The organism is Vibrio sp. D3, from assembly GCF_043995865.1.
In the GTDB taxonomy this organism is placed as follows: domain Bacteria; phylum Pseudomonadota; class Gammaproteobacteria; order Enterobacterales; family Vibrionaceae; genus Vibrio; species Vibrio diabolicus.
Map to the genome: position 1 here is coordinate 2,955,579 of NZ_CP171887.1, position 15,918 is coordinate 2,971,496.

Consider the following 15,918-nt stretch of genomic DNA (forward strand, 5'->3'; position numbering starts at 1 on the left):
ATAAGCTACAGAATTGCTTTGAAAAAAGAATGATCGAGATCGACTCTAGACGTGCAAATGAGTTAAGGACGAGCCAGTAAGATCAACAACTCAGAATTGTCGCTAAGCAAGGATTCGATCGTGCAATCATCCAGCTCCGCCAAAAAGGCACTTTTTGCTTTTGCCAATTTATCTTTGAGGCGACAGGCAGGGGTAATATGGCAAAAATCTACGCCGCAATTGACCAAATCTAACGGCTCTAAATCTCGCACGACACCACCTACTGTGATTTCAGAAGCAGGTTTCATCAGCCGAATACCACCGTTTTTTCCACGCACGGTGTGGACATAACCTAGTTGCCCTAAACGGTTGATAACTTTGACCATATGGTTACGTGACACACCAAATAAATCCGTCACTTCAGTGATATTAGTTAACTCATCTTCCGGCAACGAAGCCAAGAAAATTAAGGTTCTCAACGCATAATCAGTAAAGCTCGTTAACTGCATATTCTCTCCCAAAGTGCGACTCAATAACTCGCTGGTGACACTAAAACGCCAAACTTGAGCTATCGATAAAAGTGTAAATCTTTTCTTGATCGAAAGATACATTTGAGATACAACTTTAAACATGCATTATAAATACAACTTAAAGTAGGAAGCCCTTATGCTCAGCAATCAAACCATCGAGATCGTCAAAGCGACCGCACCACTTATCGCCGAAACGGGACCAAAACTGACCGCGCACTTTTATGAACGTATGTTTACTCATAACCCAGAGTTGAAAGATATTTTTAACATGAGTAACCAGCGTAACGGCGATCAGCGTGAAGCGCTATTCAACGCCATCTGCGCCTATGCTGCCAATATTGAAAATTTGCCAGCCTTACTTGGCGCAGTAGAAAAAATTGCGCATAAACACACAAGCTTTTTGATCACAGAAGATCAGTACCAAATCGTTGGTAAACACTTACTTGCGACGATTGATGAGTTGTTTAATCCAGGTCAGGAAGTATTGAATGCTTGGGCTGAGGCTTACGGCGTACTTGCGAATGTATTTATTCAGCGCGAAGAACAAATTTACCAACAAAATGAAGCTCTAGAAGGCGGTTGGCGCGGTCTACGCGAATTTGAGTTAGTTGATAAACAAATAGAGAGCGAACACATTTGCAGCTTTGTGTTCAAGCCAACCGATGGCCAAAAAGTGGCACCGTATAAACCGGGACAATATCTTGGCATCTATATCAACAGTGACCAGTTAGAAAACCAAGAAATTCGCCAATATAGCCTATCTTCTGCGGTCCAAGAGAACACTTACCGTATCTCGGTAAAACGTGAAGAAGGCGGAAAAGTATCGAACTTCCTGCACGATAGCCTGAACATTGGCGAAAAAGTGCAGCTTGCCGCCCCTGCCGGTGATTTCTTTATGGATGCCGAACCACAAACACCCGTTGTTCTAATTTCTGCAGGTGTAGGACTTACGCCAACGCTGTCCATGCTAGAAAGTCTCTCAGCACATCAAGCACCTGTAACTTGGGTTCATGCAACAGAAAATGGTCAACAGCATGCTTTCAAGCAACACGTGAACCAGCTCGTTGCAGAAAAAGAAAACATGAACGCGCTCGTTTGGTATAACCACCCAACGGCAGAAGACAAGCTAGGTGAAGACTTCCACTTCACGGGTTTTGTCAATCTGTATGAAATTGAAGCCGCATTAAAGCAAGATAACGTGCAGGTGTACTTCTGTGGCCCTGTCGGGTTCATGCAGCACGTAGCGAAACAACTATTAGAACTTGGCGTACCACAAGAGCAACTCCATTACGAATGCTTCGGTCCACACAAAGTCGTTTAATCGCTCAAGATTACTCTTCGGGAAACAACAAAGCCCACATTATGTGGGCTTTGTTGTATGAAGTTGTTTGCCTTGATAAGACGTTACCAAAAGGTATCTCGCCGTTTAGCTCGAGCAATAACGTTTTGTGGCATGCGCTGCTCGAGGCCATTTCTCAATACAGTGATGCGCTTATGCTGCCGCTTATCTGCTGTGACAGAGTTATATAGCCAACGATACGCATCTTCGTAATCAAGTGGGCTGCCGTAATCACGCAGGAGTAATTCGGCTAAATGAATACGCGCATTTAGGTTTCCCATTGAGGCGGCTTCTCGCAAGTAAGGAATCGCTCGCTCTTTATCTTGCTGCACTAAAGTGCCACGCGAATAGTATCGACCAATCTGCTCTAGCGCGGCAGGTAATCCTTGATGTGCTGCATTTTCGATGTAGTAAAGACCCAGTTCGACATCTTGCTCAACACACACACCCCAAGCCAACATATCTCCGTATAGAAATTCATAAGCGGGTAAGTTAATTCGAGTCGCACGAGCAACGATATCCTCCACCAGCTGGCAGTTATCAGCGCGCACACGTTGTAAGTGCTTATTTTGCTCAATAAGCTTTATCAGCTCTGCTTCGGTGTAGATAGGAACTGGCGCCCCCACATCAGCAACATTGGCTTTCGCTGTGGTAGCTACCAAGGTCAATAACAGTGAAGCAGCCACTGTTCGTAACTTCATAAACGTACTCTTTAAGGTATCTAAGAAACCAAAGATCGATGAAGGATCTCCTCTGCTTGATAACCTTATCGGCAAAAACCAGCTAAGCTTTAGACAATTTTTGCCTCTGATTTAGACTCAACGGCAAAAATTTGCCATATGAGAATCACTGCCGTTTTTTGTTCAGATACAAAAAAGCCGACCAGAAGGTCGGCTTTTGCAATCTTTAACGACTATCAATTAAGCTTCGAATGGATGAACCTTGATGATAGTTTCGTTACGGTCAGGACCTGTTGAAATGATATCTACAGGCACACCTGTTAGCTCTTCAATACGCTTGATGTAGTTAAGAGCCGCTTGTGGTAGATCTTCTAGCGCTTTAGCACCGAATGTGTTCTCAGACCAACCAGGCATAGTTTCGTAGATTGGCGTCGCTTTTTCGAATGCTTCAGCAGCCATCGGAGAAACTTCTAGCACAGAGCCATCTTCCATCTTGTAACCAGTACAGATTTTTAGCTCTTCTAGACCATCTAGTACGTCTAGTTTAGTTAGACAGAAACCAGATACAGAGTTGATTTGGATTGCACGACGCATAGCAACAGCATCGAACCAACCAGTACGACGTAGACGACCAGTTGTCGCACCGAACTCGTGGCCAACTTCACCTAAATGCTTACCAATTGGATCTTGCTTATCTAGACCGTCGTATAGTTCAGTCGGGAATGGACCTGCACCAACGCGAGTACAGTACGCTTTCGCGATACCCAAGATGTAACCGATGTGACGAGGACCAAAACCTGAACCTGCAGCAACACCACCAGCAGTCGTGTTAGAAGACGTTACGTATGGGTAAGTACCGTGGTCGATATCAAGTAGCGTACCTTGTGCACCTTCGAACATGATCTTATCGCCGCGCTTACGTGCTGCGTCTAGTTCGTCAGTTACGTCGATAACCATTGAAGTAAGTAGATCTGCGTAGCCTTTTGCTTCTTCAAGCACAGCTTCGTAGCTTACTGGTTCAGCTTTGTAGAAGTTAACGAGTTGGAAGTTATGGAACTCCATGACTTCTTTTAGCTTCTCAGCGAACGATTCCATATCGAATAGGTCGCCAACGCGTAGACCGCGACGAGCAACTTTATCTTCGTATGCTGGACCGATACCACGACCTGTTGTACCGATAGCTTTTTTACCGCGAGCGATTTCGCGAGCTTGGTCCATTGCAACGTGGTAAGGAAGAATTAGCGGACATGCTTCAGAAATGAAAAGACGCTCGCGTACTGGAATACCGCGCTCTTCAAGAGGTTTCATTTCTTTAAGTAGAGCTTCAGGTGATAGTACAACACCGTTACCGATAACACATTTTACGTTATCGCGAAGGATACCTGATGGAATTAAGTGAAGAACGGTTTTTTCACCGTCAATTACGAGAGTATGACCTGCGTTGTGACCGCCTTGGTAGCGTACCACGTATTTTGCATCTTCAGTTAAAAGGTCTACGATTTTACCTTTACCTTCGTCACCCCATTGGGTGCCTAGAACGACTACGTTATTTCCCATCTTTCCAAGTCTGATTGCTAGTTAAAAATGGATTCTAGCACCGAATCACGCTTCTTGCAGTCATTTTTTGTTCACAGAGTTGCTACCAGAATGTCATCTTGCTGCTTTGCTCATTTTGAAATCAGCATATCACTGATAGTATTTAGTTTTCTTTATTCGACTGGAAAGCGGTATGTCTGAATCCATATGGTTGGCGATTGGGCTCGTCTTGATCGTGGAAGGCATTGGACCACTCATTGCTCCAAACGGTTGGCGGAATATGGTGGCTCAATTAAGTGAACAGCCCAACAATCAGCTACGACGCATCGGTGGCTGCCTAGTAGTTGCTGGAGCCGTAATCGCCATAATGATGAGCTAGCACTTAGCATCAGATACAAAAAAGGCTCCCTAAGGAGCCTTTTGTTTCATTTGACGCTGAGATTATTTCTCCATGCCGCCCTTCGACTGGTTCATGTATTGGAAGAACTCACTCTTCGGATCAAGTACCAGGATATCGCTCTTAGAGCTGAAGGACTTCTCATACGCACGTAGCGAACGTAGGAAGCTAAAGAATTCAGGGTCTTTGTTGTATGCTTCAGCATAAATCTTCGCTGCTTCTGCATCCGCTTCACCTCGTGTTACACGAGCAGTCTTATCAGCTTCAGCTAGAATGGTTGCCACTTCTAGCTCAGCTTGAGCACGAATAACTTCTGCTTTCTCACGACCTTGAGAACGGTGCTTACGAGCTACAGACTCACGCTCTGCACGCATACGGCGGTAGATAGACTCACTGATTTCATCAGGCAGGTTGATTTTCTTCATGCGGAAATCAACAACACGAACACCCAAGTCTTTCATCGCGCTTTCACGCGTGTCTTTCAATACTTCAGACATGATTAGGTCACGTTCACCATCAATCTCAAGCGCTTCACGTGCCGCTTCAGTTGCGACAACATCTGCACTTGCATCTTCTGGTAGTACATCATCGTTACGTGGACCAGATACAATCTGTTTGATTTCACGAGCACCGATTTCAGAACGAAGCACATCCGTTACTTTACGCTCAAGTAGTGCCTCCGCCGTTAGCGAATTACCACCGCCTGTCGCTAGGTAGTAACGACCAAAGTCTTCAATACGCCACTTCACGTAGGTATCAATAATAACGTCTTTTTTCTCAGACGTTACGAAACGGTCTGCACGGCCATCCATCGTTTGGATACGTGCATCAAGTTGTTTCACACGGTCAAACAGAGGCATCTTGAAATGCAAACCAGGCTCGTAAATTCGAGTGATGTCGTTGTTGTCTTTAAGAACACGACCAAATCGAACCACGATACCGCGCTCACCTTCAGGAATCACAAACAAAGACATCAACATTAATGCCAATGCGATTACCAATACAGGGATCATTAACTTACGCATTCTTAGTATCTCCCTTGACGTGAACCTGTTGAACGAGACTGCGTGTTCGAAGTGTCTTCTTGTGTACGCTCAGACTCCAGTTGAATTTGATCGTAGGTTGAAGATGACTTCGATTTACGTTTTGTGTCTGCCTGACCTTCTTGGCCCGCCAACTTATCGATTGGAAGGTACAGAAGATTGCCGCTTGATTCCGAGTCAATCAACACTTTCGAAGTGCTTGAGTACACTTCTTCCATTGCGTCAATGTACAGACGGTCACGCGTTACACCTGGTGCCGCTTGGTATTCTGGTAGTAGTTTTTCGAACTGTGCTACCTGACCAAGAGCCTCGTTAGTGACACGTTCATTGTAACCTTGTGCTTCTTTCTTCAAACGTTCAGCACGACCCGTTGCCTTCGGCAAGATTTCGTTCTTGTATGCTTCAGCTTCACGGATGAAACGCTCTTCATCCTCACGAGCTGCGATTGCATCATCAAACGCATCTTTCACTTGCTCTGGTGGACGCGCAGACTGGAAGTTTACGTCAACAAGTACCAGGCCCATATCATAGCTATCAATGATTTGGTTCAGTGTTTCTTGCGTAGTTTGACGAATTTGCTGACGACCACTGGTTAGAATGCTATCCATCAATGAGTCACCAATTACCGCACGTAGTGCAGAATCCGTTGCTTGACGCAAGCTATCGTCCGCATTGGTTACACGGTACAAGTATTTGTACGGGTCAGTCACTCGGTACTGAACATCCATCGCAACTGTTACAACGTTTTCATCTTTAGTCAGCATTAGACCAGATGCACGTAGTGAACGAATTGCTTGTACGTTTACCGCTTCGTATTCATCAATAAAACGAGGGCGCCAGTTAAGGCCTGGGTCTACGATACGATCGTATTTACCTAAACGCAGCACAACACCACGCTCTGCTTCACCGATGGTGTAAAAACCAGCGAAGAACCAAACTGCAACAGCAATAAGAGCAATCACGCCAAAGCCAATTGCACTACCACCACCGCCGATTGGAGAACCACCGCCGCCTTTTTTACCAAACTTGCCACCCAGTTTTTGACTCAGTTTATTGAACACTTCATCTAAATCTGGCGGACCTTGATCTCGGCCACCAGGACGCTGGCCACCACGATTATTATTACCCCAAGGGTCATTATCGCGGCCATTGTTGCCGTTGTTATTTCCAGGCTCATTCCACGCCATTAGAAAGCTCCATCATTTGATATGACGTTATACTGTAGCAGTCCTTTAAGTGACTATAAAGCCAGTCAAAACTGCCCCTTCTCTTTTTTCAAGTCTAGACCAATCTACTTGCTGCATTCGAATATCGATCAACAAGTTACCATCCTGGTCATATTCCTCACGTTGAATACACTTCATTTGGAAGAAGGTACTACGGAATCGTCCTTGATACTGTGGAGGAATTCGCAACTGATGCTCGACCATTTGTGACGCCAGACGTTCCGTCAGTGCCTCAAACAGGACATCAATGCCCAACCCATCCATTGCTGAAACCCAAACTGCGCGAGGTACGCCTTCCTCGTCTCGTTCTATACGTGGTTTCTGCGAATCTAGATTGTCGATTTTGTTCATGACAACCAGAGTCGGCACTTCATGTGCATCGATCTCTTCTAGTACTTCATGAACAGCTTGAATATTCTCACGAAAACGCTCATCACTGGCATCAACAACATGTAACAAAATGTCAGCTTCTTGCGTTTCCTGCAAGGTTGCCTTGAAGGCCGCAACCAAGTCGTGTGGCAAATGTCGAATAAAACCAACCGTGTCAGCCAAAATGGCAGGCCCAACATCTGCTAACTCTATCTTACGTAAAGTCGGGTCCAAAGTAGCAAATAGTTGATCAGCGGCATACACGCCAGCTTCTGTAATACGGTTGAAGAGTGTCGACTTACCCGCGTTGGTGTAACCCACAAGTGAAACCGTTGGGATTTCAGCTCGATTTCGGGCGCGGCGCCCTTGTTCACGCTGCTTCGCTACTTTGTCTAAGCGTCGCAGGATGGCTTTGATTCTGTCACGCAATAAGCGACGGTCGGTTTCCAGCTGGGTTTCACCCGGGCCACGTAAACCGATACCCCCTTTCTGCCTTTCAAGGTGCGTCCAACCACGAATCAAACGAGTAGAGATATGACGAAGTTGAGCCAGCTCTACCTGTAGCTTACCTTCGTGTGTTCGAGCTCGTTGAGCAAAGATATCGAGAATAAGACCAGTGCGGTCGAGAACTCGACATTGGCACAGTGCTTCGAGGTTACGTTCTTGGGCAGGAGAGAGGGCGTGATTAAAAATCACAATTTCGGCACCTGTCGACTGTACCGCAGTAGCAATCTCTTGGGCCTTACCCTCTCCGACATAGTATTTCGGGTGTGGGGATTGACGACTACCAGTTACCACTTGTAGCGCCTCTACCCCAGCAGAAGAAACCAGCATTTCGAACTCAGCCAGATCTTCCCATTCACCTTCTTGCGTGAAGTTGATATGAACAAGTACGGCTCGCTCACCGGATTCATAACGGTCAAACAAGCAATCAACTCCTTATTTTAAAAATACTCGATGAAGAATTAATCTTCTGATTTCTCTTGTGGACGCTCACCTTGTGGACGCTCACCGCTGTGATGGCTCACTGGACGAGCCGGCACAACTGTTGAGATCGCGTGCTTGTACACCATTTGGTTAACAGTATTCTTCAGCAGGATCACAAATTGATCGAACGATTCGATCTGACCTTGTAGTTTAATACCATTCACAAGGTAGATAGATACCGGGATACGCTCACGACGTAGCGCGTTTAGAAATGGGTCTTGTAGAGATTGCCCCTTAGCCATTTTATTTTCCTTATTTAATTTGTAGTTGTAATTATTTAGCTAGTGGTGCAATGCAAAAGATACTGCTTTTGCATCTGAGCTAAACGAATCAAAAATGCACTCTAAGTAATTAGCAGCATAGTATAAAAACCGCCAACAACAGATCCTTTGAGAGTGCGTTCACGCAAAAACGATCACATTATACACAGCTATGTCAATCAGATGCTATTGCTTCCGACATCGTTTCTAATGCCTGTTCAATGTTCTCGCTATCCAACCAAGTTAAGTCATCCCAGCTGCGTAACCAGGTGATTTGACGCTTGGCCAATTGACGAGTCGCGCATACGCCACGAAATACTGCTTCGTCACGTGTACACTCCCCATCTAAATACTCCCACATCTGTCGGTAACCGACGCATCGTATGGAAGGAAGATCGGGGTGAAGATCTTTTCGCGAATGTAGCGCTTTCATTTCTTCTTCAAAGCCCGCTTCCATCATCTTTTCGAAACGAAGTTCAATTCGACGGTGAAGTTCTGCCCTATCCTTGGGAGCTATTGCAAACTGCTTGACTCGGTATGGCAGGCTTTCACCTTTCGTTTGAGTCAATTCAGTCAAAGTTTTACCTGAAATACGAAAAACTTCCAATGCCCGAGATAAACGTTGGGGATCATTGGGATGAATTCTCGCTGCTGACACAGGATCAACCTCTTTGAGTTCATCGTGCAACACTGACCAACCTTTAGTCAATGCTTCTTGTTCAATTTGCTGACGAATTTCAGGATTTGCAGCAGGAAGTGGGGATAAACCTTCAAGTAGCGCCTTATAATACAGCATTGTCCCACCCACTAAGAGTGGAATTTTTCCTTCTGCAACAATATCATCCATCGCTTTCAATGCATCACGACGAAAGTCGGCTACAGAGTAAGATTCGCTCGGATCCAAAATATCAATCAAGCGATGAGGCGCTAAACTTAACTCTTTTTCATCCGGTTTCGCCGTACCGATATCCATCCCTTTATAGATCAAAGCAGAATCAACACTGATGATCTCAATCGGGAACTTTTGACGAAGACGAATCGCCAACTCAGTTTTGCCTGATGCAGTTGGCCCCATTAAAAATAGCGCCAAAGGTAGTTTATCTGTCATGGTTTTAATTTGGCTATCGTGGCAGAGAAATCAACAGCGGATACAAATTTTGTATCTTCTAATGGCAATTGACCATCTCTTAGCTGTTCAAGTTCCGCAATAATTTGAATTGCTTCAGAAAAAGTATAATGACTCTTCACTGTCGTGACCTGCAATGCGAGCCAATCTATCAACTCAGACAGCATCTGAGCCGTTGCTATACCTTCCTTCACACAAGATTGCGCGTAAGATAACAGATCTGGTACTAGATTTTGTAAGTTTTGTTGACGTAGCGGCGCGGGAACGCCCATCACCATTAAGGCTTGCTCATTTCTCGCTTTCAATTGAATGCCAAGTAACGCCAAATCTTGTTGATAATCTTGAGCCAGCTTCACTAACTCGGCCTCTAACTTAATAGATAGAGGAACGAGTAGAGGTTGTGCTTTAAGCGCGCCATCGCTTGGAGTGAGCTGCCCTTTTACACGATAAAATTCCGCTCTAGGTAACGAGACTAACGCCGCCCCACTGTCACTGCTCATCAAAACAAATTGCTCATCGACCATCACTAGCGCTTTGCCTAATGCATTAATCGATGGAAGTGATGCATGCGAAGTTGCCTTTTGGGGCACTATCGGCGTTACGGGTTGAGACTCAAACTCGGGCGTTTTCAACAACTCGTGATAAGCGCGCACTTCTTGCTTGCTTGGTGCTGGCTCAACATGGCGCTCTTTATTGTGATTCGGCTTTGGTGCGGGTTTGGACTCCACCCAATCATTACGTTTGAATGACTCAACTACGCGCGCCTCTCGCACGGAGGTTTCACAAGGACCGCTATTACGAGGCTTCACTTCATAATCACTGCGTCCAGGATAAGCCGGTGCACTTTCTATCGCTTGATAAACACGCTCTGGAACTGCTGAAGATGCTGGCCTTTGCACTTTTTCAGGCTCAGGCGAATGCTCAACCTCTTCGGACTCAGTCGGTTCCACACGATGAAATGCGGATTCATTAACCTGTGGTTTATCAATCACGGCGCTTTGCGCAAGTGCATCCGCCAAAGCTTGATAGATGAAATCATGCACTAAGCGAGCTTGGTGAAAGCGCACTTCATGCTTAGCGGGGTGAACATTCACATCCACTTGGTGCGGGTCTAACTCAATAAAGAGCACATAGGCAGCGAACTGATCTGGCTTTAAGCTCATTTCATAGCTTTGACGAATCGCGTGATTGATTAATTTGTCACGCATCATTCGGCCATTCACATAGCAATACTGTAAATCGCTTTGCTGCCTTGCTCCCTCTGGAGTGGTAATCCAACCATGTAGCTTTAACCCTTGATGCTCAAGCTCGATTCTGAGCATATGCCGCACAAACGCATTACCGCAGACAGCTGCAATACGTTTTTCGGTTTGAAGCTGATTTTTCGCCGCGCGATATTGACGGATGATCTTGCCGTTATGACGCACATTGATGGTGACATCAAAGCGACTTAACGCAATGCGTTTCAATAACTCATCAATATGAGCAAATTCGGTTTTCTCCGTACGAAGAAATTTGCGACGCGCTGGAGTATTAAAAAATAAATCCAACACCTCAACAGTCGTACCAATCGGGTGCGCTGCAGGCTTAAGCTTCACCTGCATATCACGCCCTTCGGAGTAGGCACTCCAGGCTTCTTCTTGTGCCGCAGGACGCGATGTGAGCGTCAAACGCGAGACTGAGCTAATACTGGCTAACGCTTCACCGCGAAAACCTAGACTCATGATGGCTTCAAGATCATCCAAGGTATGTATCTTCGATGTAGCATGACGACTGAGCGCCAAGCCGAGTTCATCTTTCGCGATACCTTTGCCGTTATCACGAACACGAATCAGCTTTGCGCCTCCTTTCTCGATATCAATATCGATTCGAGTTGCGCCAGAATCAAGACTATTTTCAACCAGTTCTTTAATCACAGAGGCGGGTCTTTCGACCACTTCCCCTGCTGCGATTTGGTTTGCAAGTCTAGCTGGCAAAATTTTAATCGTCATAATGAGTTAAAAGCTCACCTACTTGTTTGGAATGATAAGAACTTGCCCAACCGCCAGCTGATCAGAGCGTAAGTTGTTCGCTTTACGAATGCTCGAAACGCTGACGCCGTATTTGGACGCTATTTTACCAAGGTATTCACCTCGAGAAACTTTGTGCTTACGGATCGGCTTATCTTTGACAGCGACGGTTATCTTCAACTTTTGTCCTACCCACAAGGTATCTGACTTCAAGTTGTTCTCACGGCGGATATCTGAAACCTTCACTTTATAGTGACTCGCGATCTTACCTAAGAACTCACCTGACTTAACCTTGTGAATAATGGTTTCTGTCTCAACAGTAATCGGTTTACTTGGCACTTTAATCGTGCCAGCAGAAGGGATTTTGAGCTTCTGACCAATTGCCAACCCAGTCGACTTCAAGTTGTTTGCCGACATCAGCGCTTTAGAGCTAAGCCCATATTTATTCGCAATCACCGATAACGACTCGCCACGTTTTACGGTATGCACTATTGGCTTCGCTGAAGGCGAGAATACCGTACCCTCTGGTGGATTATCTTTTAAGTACTTAACGACCGCCTTGGTGATCGCCTGAGCTAACTTATCTTGGTGCGCTCGTTGAAACAGCAACCGCTCTTCTGTTGGGTTAGAAATAAAGCCCGTTTCCACTAATACAGACGGAATCTGCGGAGAGCGTAAAACAGCAAGGCTAGTATTAATCGGTTTGGTGTTATGCAGGTGCGCAACACGCCCCATCTCACCAAGGATTTCTGTTGCCAGCTTATATCCTTCTTTTTGTGAATGACTAAACTGCAAGTCCAACAAAGTTTGGTTCACGTTACGATCTTTGGTCTTAGTGAAGAACGCATTACCCGAACCACCTAATATTTCAGATTGTTTCTCATGGTTCTCAACCCAGCGAGCAATTTCAGTATTTGCACGACGGGTATTCAGTACGAAAACCGAACCTCCGCGAGGCTTCGGTGAGGTAAACGCATCAGCGTGAATGGAAATCAGTAAGTGCGCATCATTTTCACGGGCAATAGCCACACGACGGTTTAGATTCACAAAGTAATCTCCGGTACGTGTCATACGCGTTTTAATCCCAGGCGTAGCATCAAGCTGAGCGGCGATTTTTCGTGAAATACTTAATACTGCATCTTTTTCATACTTACGGCGTGAAGGGCCAATAGAGCCAGGATCTTCACCACCGTGACCAGGGTCGATAACGATCAAGACTTCTTGAGCTCGTTGTACTGAACTCATGTCTTTACTGGTCGCCGCTGGCTTGCTCGGTTTAGAAGCTGAAGTCGATGCTTTCTTACCGTGCGGCAGGTCAATCACCAAACGGTGACCATATTGCCCGCCAGGTGTTGGGCTTAATTTAAACAATTCCGCTTGAACGCTCTTTTTCAGTTCAAACACCAAACGGTAGGTGCCCTTCTCTGGCGGAGAGCTTTTTCGAACTAGCTTTAAAACCGGGCTGTCCGTAACAGTAACAGGCAGTTTGGCCTGCATGGTCGTGCTTTTTAAATCCACGACAAGACGATCCGGTCCGGATAAAGAGAAATAGGAATAGTCAGCTTCCGAGCCTAAATCGATGACAACACGCGTTTCATCAGGAGAAGGCCAAACTCGAAAACTCTTAACGACGTTAGCAAATGCTAAATTGGGGATGAGAAGGAGAAAAGTGGCGACAAACGTCGCCACTACTCTAAAATTTGAAAAACTCAACATAGCTCCAATCGACTGAGTAACTGCACACCATAATCATTATTAGCTGTTAGTTCGGCTACACGCTGCTCACCTTGGTAGCGAATGTTCACATCAAGATCCGGTTGTGGCAACAAACCATGCCCTTTTTCAGGCCATTCAACCAAGCAAATTGCATCATCTGTGAAGTAATCTCGAATCCCCATGAACTCAAGCTCTTCAGGATCCGCAAGACGATAAAGATCGAAATGGTACACTTGCCACTGATCCAACTGATACGGTTCGACTAGAGTATAAGTTGGGCTTTTCACGTTACCTTGATGGCCAAGAGCACGGACAAAACCACGACTAAAGGTTGTTTTACCTGCACCCAAATCACCATGCAGATAAATTGTGGTTTGTTGCGAACAAAGGTGAGCCAGAGCGGTACCTAGTGCAACCGTTTCGTGCTCATCTTTTAAATTGAATTGTTTCGTGCTCATTGATGCTTCTCTAACTAATGATCGTTGACTATATAAAAATCAAAAGAACAGGAATAGTAAACCGTGTTGGTTTTGAGAGACAAGCTTTCAAATGTCATATGTGCGAAAAAAGTATCCAAGGAACGGTATCTTAATCACCTTAGTATCGACCTAGATTTAGAATATATGCAAATGACTTCAATAAGCAGTATTCACAGCATCAAAAACGTCCCTAACTGGGTAGCACCAAAGCCAGAGATCCGTTAAGATCCGCCCCCTTTTATTCCGGTGGTTAGCATGAACTACGAACAACTCGCACAACAAATCAAAATTTGGGGAAAAGAGCTCGGCTTCCAAAAAGTTGGGATCTGCGACGTTGATCTGAGTGAGCATGAAGCCGCACTGCAAAAGTGGCTCGATGCAGGCTATCACGGCTCAATGGACTGGATGGCTCGTCACGGTATGATGCGAGCTAGACCCCATGAGCTACTCCCGGGAACCGTTCGTGTGATCAGCGTTCGGATGGACTACCTACCACCAGAAGCACAATTCGCTTCGAACCTAGCGAATAAAAATCATGCCTATATTAGTCGCTATGCATTAGGGCGTGATTATCACAAGCTCGTCAGAAAACAACTGAATAAACTTGGCAAACTTATTGAACAAGAAGTTGGTCAGTATGGTTACCGACCTTTCGTCGACTCCGCACCAATATTGGAGCGACCACTCGCCCAAAAAGCAGGCTTAGGCTGGACAGGGAAACATTCCCTGATTTTAGATCAAGACTGTGGCTCGTGGTTCTTTTTAGGCGAGTTACTTATCGACTTGCCACTTCCCGTTGACGAGCCAAGCGTTGATCAGTGCGGTAAATGCAAAGCATGCATTACCTCATGCCCAACACAAGCCATCGTTGAAGACAAAGTTGTTGATGCTAGACGCTGCATCTCTTACCTCACCATCGAGTTCGATGGCGTGATCCCTGAAGAGTTTCGCAAGCCAATGGGTAACCGCATTTATGGCTGTGATGACTGCCAATTGGTTTGCCCATGGAATCGCTACGCCGACATAACGGAGCAGAGTGATTTCCATCGTCGCGATAGTTTCAAAAACCCGGATCTCGTAGACATGTTTAACTGGGATGAAGCGACTTTTCTAAAAAATATGGAAGGCTCCGCTATTCGTCGCATTGGTCATATACAGTGGCTGCGTAATATTGCTGTCGCACTTGGTAATGCAGAATACAGTCAACGAGTCATTGATGCGTTAGAAAGTCGACAAGGTGAAAATAAATTACTTGATGAACACATCAAATGGGCTTTGGCCGAGCAACTGAATCAACTCCCCATTGAGAATAAAGCATCTACAGAGACGAAAAAGCAGCGCTTAATAAGAATCGTCGAGAAGGGGCTACCAAGAGACGCATAGTGCGTAGTCTATATGCAAGAGATTGAAAGCACTTTTACATGTTCAATTCATGACCTTGTTCTCAATTTTGTAATGTGGAAAAAAATTTGAGATTCAAGAAAAACAAGCTAGCAGAAAAAAGTTAAACACAGCTTGGAGAAATGACTAGGATCAAAAAAATACCAGTTAATGATCGTATTTTAACGTATCCGATCCGACAAAAAACTTATTTTTCTCTTATTTAACAAAGACTTAATCAATATTTCGTTATTGTTTCGACTTTCCTTCAGCGAAAAGATCTTTCTTCTCCATCGCAAAAAGTCAAGCTAAAAACACTTTATCAACCAACTTATCCACAGAACGACGTATGTGGATAACTCTGTTAATTAAAGTAGATAAAACATGCAGAACCTCATCATGCTTGTACGCCAGCCGATTCATATCGTGTTTTAAACACAAACGAAATCGTCCGACATCATATGATGCGGATAAAATTTAGTTTTTGGGGATTCATGCTTCGCAGCATTATGAAAAGAGCGATGTGATTGGTTGCGAGAAGCAGGAATTGAATCAAGCGGCGCATCCGTCGACGACTTAGGATTGTGCTAATAAATAAGCATTCAATCTATCGTCTTGTATTTGGTTGCGGGGGCCGGATTTGAACCGACGACCTTCGGGTTATGAGCCCGACGAGCTACCAAGCTGCTCCACCCCGCGTCCGAGTGCTTCATCTTTGTTGATGATGAAGGCTTTGCTTTCATTTATAAAAAGAAACTGGAGCGACACACGAGGTTCGAACTCGTGACCTCAACCTTGGCAAGGTTGCGCTCTACCAACTGAGCTAGTGTCGCTTTTGTCACCGTTAAGCACGATGAAGGCT

General features: G+C 45.3%; 14 protein-coding genes and 2 tRNA genes. 3 read left to right on the plus strand and 13 right to left on the minus strand.

The window, feature by feature from the left end; genetic code table 11:
- Positions 1–62 precede the first annotated feature (62 nt).
- Complete coding sequence (gene nsrR / locus ACHFJ9_RS21680) at positions 63–488, minus strand: nitric oxide-sensing transcriptional repressor NsrR (protein ID WP_005387939.1); 426 nt, start codon at positions 486–488, stop codon at positions 63–65.
- 157 nt (positions 489–645) lie between these two features.
- Between nsrR and hmpA the strand changes: the two genes are divergently transcribed.
- Positions 646–1,830 carry an NO-inducible flavohemoprotein gene (hmpA, locus tag ACHFJ9_RS21685; RefSeq protein ID WP_395356276.1) on the plus strand — a complete coding sequence of 395 codons (1,185 nt, stop codon included), beginning with the start codon at positions 646–648 and terminating at the stop codon, positions 1,828–1,830.
- Between the two features lie 83 nt (positions 1,831–1,913).
- Here hmpA and motX read toward each other — a convergent pair whose 3' ends face one another.
- Both motX and ACHFJ9_RS21695 read right to left on the minus strand, forming a co-directional pair.
- The gene (motX, locus tag ACHFJ9_RS21690) at positions 1,914–2,549 is read right to left on the minus strand and encodes a flagellar protein MotX (protein WP_005387944.1); all 636 of its coding nucleotides are present in this window, start codon (positions 2,547–2,549) and stop codon (positions 1,914–1,916) included.
- 219 nt (positions 2,550–2,768) lie between these two features.
- Positions 2,769–4,085, minus strand: coding sequence for an adenylosuccinate synthase (locus ACHFJ9_RS21695; protein WP_047010424.1), 1,317 nt, complete (start codon positions 4,083–4,085; stop codon positions 2,769–2,771).
- A gap of 172 nt (positions 4,086–4,257) precedes the next feature.
- On the opposite strand from ACHFJ9_RS21695, the gene ACHFJ9_RS21700 reads away from it, so the two are divergent.
- Positions 4,258–4,443: a DUF2065 domain-containing protein gene (locus ACHFJ9_RS21700; RefSeq protein WP_005381383.1), complete on the plus strand. Its 186-nt coding sequence runs from the start codon at positions 4,258–4,260 to the stop codon at positions 4,441–4,443.
- Positions 4,444–4,505: 62 nt separating this feature from the next.
- On the opposite strand, the gene hflC is transcribed toward ACHFJ9_RS21700, so the two are convergent.
- From hflC to tsaE, 8 genes are all read right to left on the minus strand, one after another.
- Positions 4,506–5,486 (minus strand): protease modulator HflC, encoded by a 981-nt coding sequence (gene hflC, locus ACHFJ9_RS21705; protein WP_005395373.1) that lies wholly within the window; start codon positions 5,484–5,486, stop codon positions 4,506–4,508.
- A 2-nt stretch (positions 5,487–5,488) separates the two neighbouring features.
- Complete coding sequence (gene hflK, locus ACHFJ9_RS21710; RefSeq protein ID WP_047010425.1) at positions 5,489–6,691, minus strand: FtsH protease activity modulator HflK; 1,203 nt, start codon at positions 6,689–6,691, stop codon at positions 5,489–5,491.
- A 45-nt stretch (positions 6,692–6,736) separates the two neighbouring features.
- The gene (gene hflX / locus ACHFJ9_RS21715; RefSeq protein WP_005381380.1) at positions 6,737–8,026 is read right to left on the minus strand and encodes a ribosome rescue GTPase HflX; all 1,290 of its coding nucleotides are present in this window, start codon (positions 8,024–8,026) and stop codon (positions 6,737–6,739) included.
- A 38-nt stretch (positions 8,027–8,064) separates the two neighbouring features.
- A complete protein-coding gene (gene hfq, locus ACHFJ9_RS21720; protein ID WP_005381379.1) occupies positions 8,065–8,328 on the minus strand; it encodes an RNA chaperone Hfq in 264 nt (87 codons plus the stop codon).
- A 193-nt stretch (positions 8,329–8,521) separates the two neighbouring features.
- Positions 8,522–9,454, minus strand: a complete 933-nt coding sequence (miaA, locus tag ACHFJ9_RS21725) for a tRNA (adenosine(37)-N6)-dimethylallyltransferase MiaA (RefSeq protein WP_005381378.1) — start codon at positions 9,452–9,454, stop codon at positions 8,522–8,524.
- Positions 9,451–11,463, minus strand: coding sequence for a DNA mismatch repair endonuclease MutL (gene mutL / locus ACHFJ9_RS21730; RefSeq protein ID WP_065644996.1), 2,013 nt, complete (start codon positions 11,461–11,463; stop codon positions 9,451–9,453). Before mutL ends, miaA begins: the two co-directional genes overlap by 4 nt.
- Before the next feature lie 18 nt (positions 11,464–11,481).
- Entirely contained in the window at positions 11,482–13,197 is a 1,716-nt protein-coding gene (locus tag ACHFJ9_RS21735) for a LysM peptidoglycan-binding domain-containing protein (RefSeq protein ID WP_005395379.1), read from the minus strand.
- Positions 13,191–13,655 carry a tRNA (adenosine(37)-N6)-threonylcarbamoyltransferase complex ATPase subunit type 1 TsaE gene (gene tsaE, locus ACHFJ9_RS21740; protein WP_005395381.1) on the minus strand — a complete coding sequence of 155 codons (465 nt, stop codon included), beginning with the start codon at positions 13,653–13,655 and terminating at the stop codon, positions 13,191–13,193. The genes ACHFJ9_RS21735 and tsaE overlap by 7 nt, the downstream gene beginning before the upstream one ends.
- A 276-nt stretch (positions 13,656–13,931) precedes the next feature.
- Between tsaE and queG the strand changes: the two genes are divergently transcribed.
- Complete coding sequence (queG, locus tag ACHFJ9_RS21745; protein WP_114324015.1) at positions 13,932–15,059, plus strand: tRNA epoxyqueuosine(34) reductase QueG; 1,128 nt, start codon at positions 13,932–13,934, stop codon at positions 15,057–15,059.
- Between the two features lie 619 nt (positions 15,060–15,678).
- Here queG and ACHFJ9_RS21750 read toward each other — a convergent pair.
- Positions 15,679–15,755 (minus strand) — tRNA-Met (locus ACHFJ9_RS21750).
- A gap of 58 nt (positions 15,756–15,813) precedes the next feature.
- Positions 15,814–15,889: transfer RNA gene (locus ACHFJ9_RS21755), tRNA-Gly, on the minus strand.
- Positions 15,890–15,918 lie beyond the last annotated feature (29 nt).

Coding starts and splice junctions, on each gene's coding strand:
- hmpA (WP_395356276.1), top strand. CDS start 646: ATGCTCAGCAATCAAACCATCGAGATCGTCAAAGCGACCGCACCACTT.
- ACHFJ9_RS21700 (WP_005381383.1), top strand. CDS start 4,258: ATGTCTGAATCCATATGGTTGGCGATTGGGCTCGTCTTGATCGTGGAA.
- queG (WP_114324015.1), top strand. CDS start 13,932: ATGAACTACGAACAACTCGCACAACAAATCAAAATTTGGGGAAAAGAG.
- motX (WP_005387944.1), bottom strand. CDS start 2,549: ATGAAGTTACGAACAGTGGCTGCTTCACTGTTATTGACCTTGGTAGCT.
- nsrR (WP_005387939.1), bottom strand. CDS start 488: ATGCAGTTAACGAGCTTTACTGATTATGCGTTGAGAACCTTAATTTTC.
- hflK (WP_047010425.1), bottom strand. CDS start 6,691: ATGGCGTGGAATGAGCCTGGAAATAACAACGGCAACAATGGCCGCGAT.
- miaA (WP_005381378.1), bottom strand. CDS start 9,454: ATGACAGATAAACTACCTTTGGCGCTATTTTTAATGGGGCCAACTGCA.
- ACHFJ9_RS21695 (WP_047010424.1), bottom strand. CDS start 4,085: ATGGGAAATAACGTAGTCGTTCTAGGCACCCAATGGGGTGACGAAGGT.
- hfq (WP_005381379.1), bottom strand. CDS start 8,328: ATGGCTAAGGGGCAATCTCTACAAGACCCATTTCTAAACGCGCTACGT.
- tsaE (WP_005395381.1), bottom strand. CDS start 13,655: ATGAGCACGAAACAATTCAATTTAAAAGATGAGCACGAAACGGTTGCA.
- mutL (WP_065644996.1), bottom strand. CDS start 11,463: ATGACGATTAAAATTTTGCCAGCTAGACTTGCAAACCAAATCGCAGCA.
- hflC (WP_005395373.1), bottom strand. CDS start 5,486: ATGCGTAAGTTAATGATCCCTGTATTGGTAATCGCATTGGCATTAATG.
- ACHFJ9_RS21735 (WP_005395379.1), bottom strand. CDS start 13,197: ATGTTGAGTTTTTCAAATTTTAGAGTAGTGGCGACGTTTGTCGCCACT.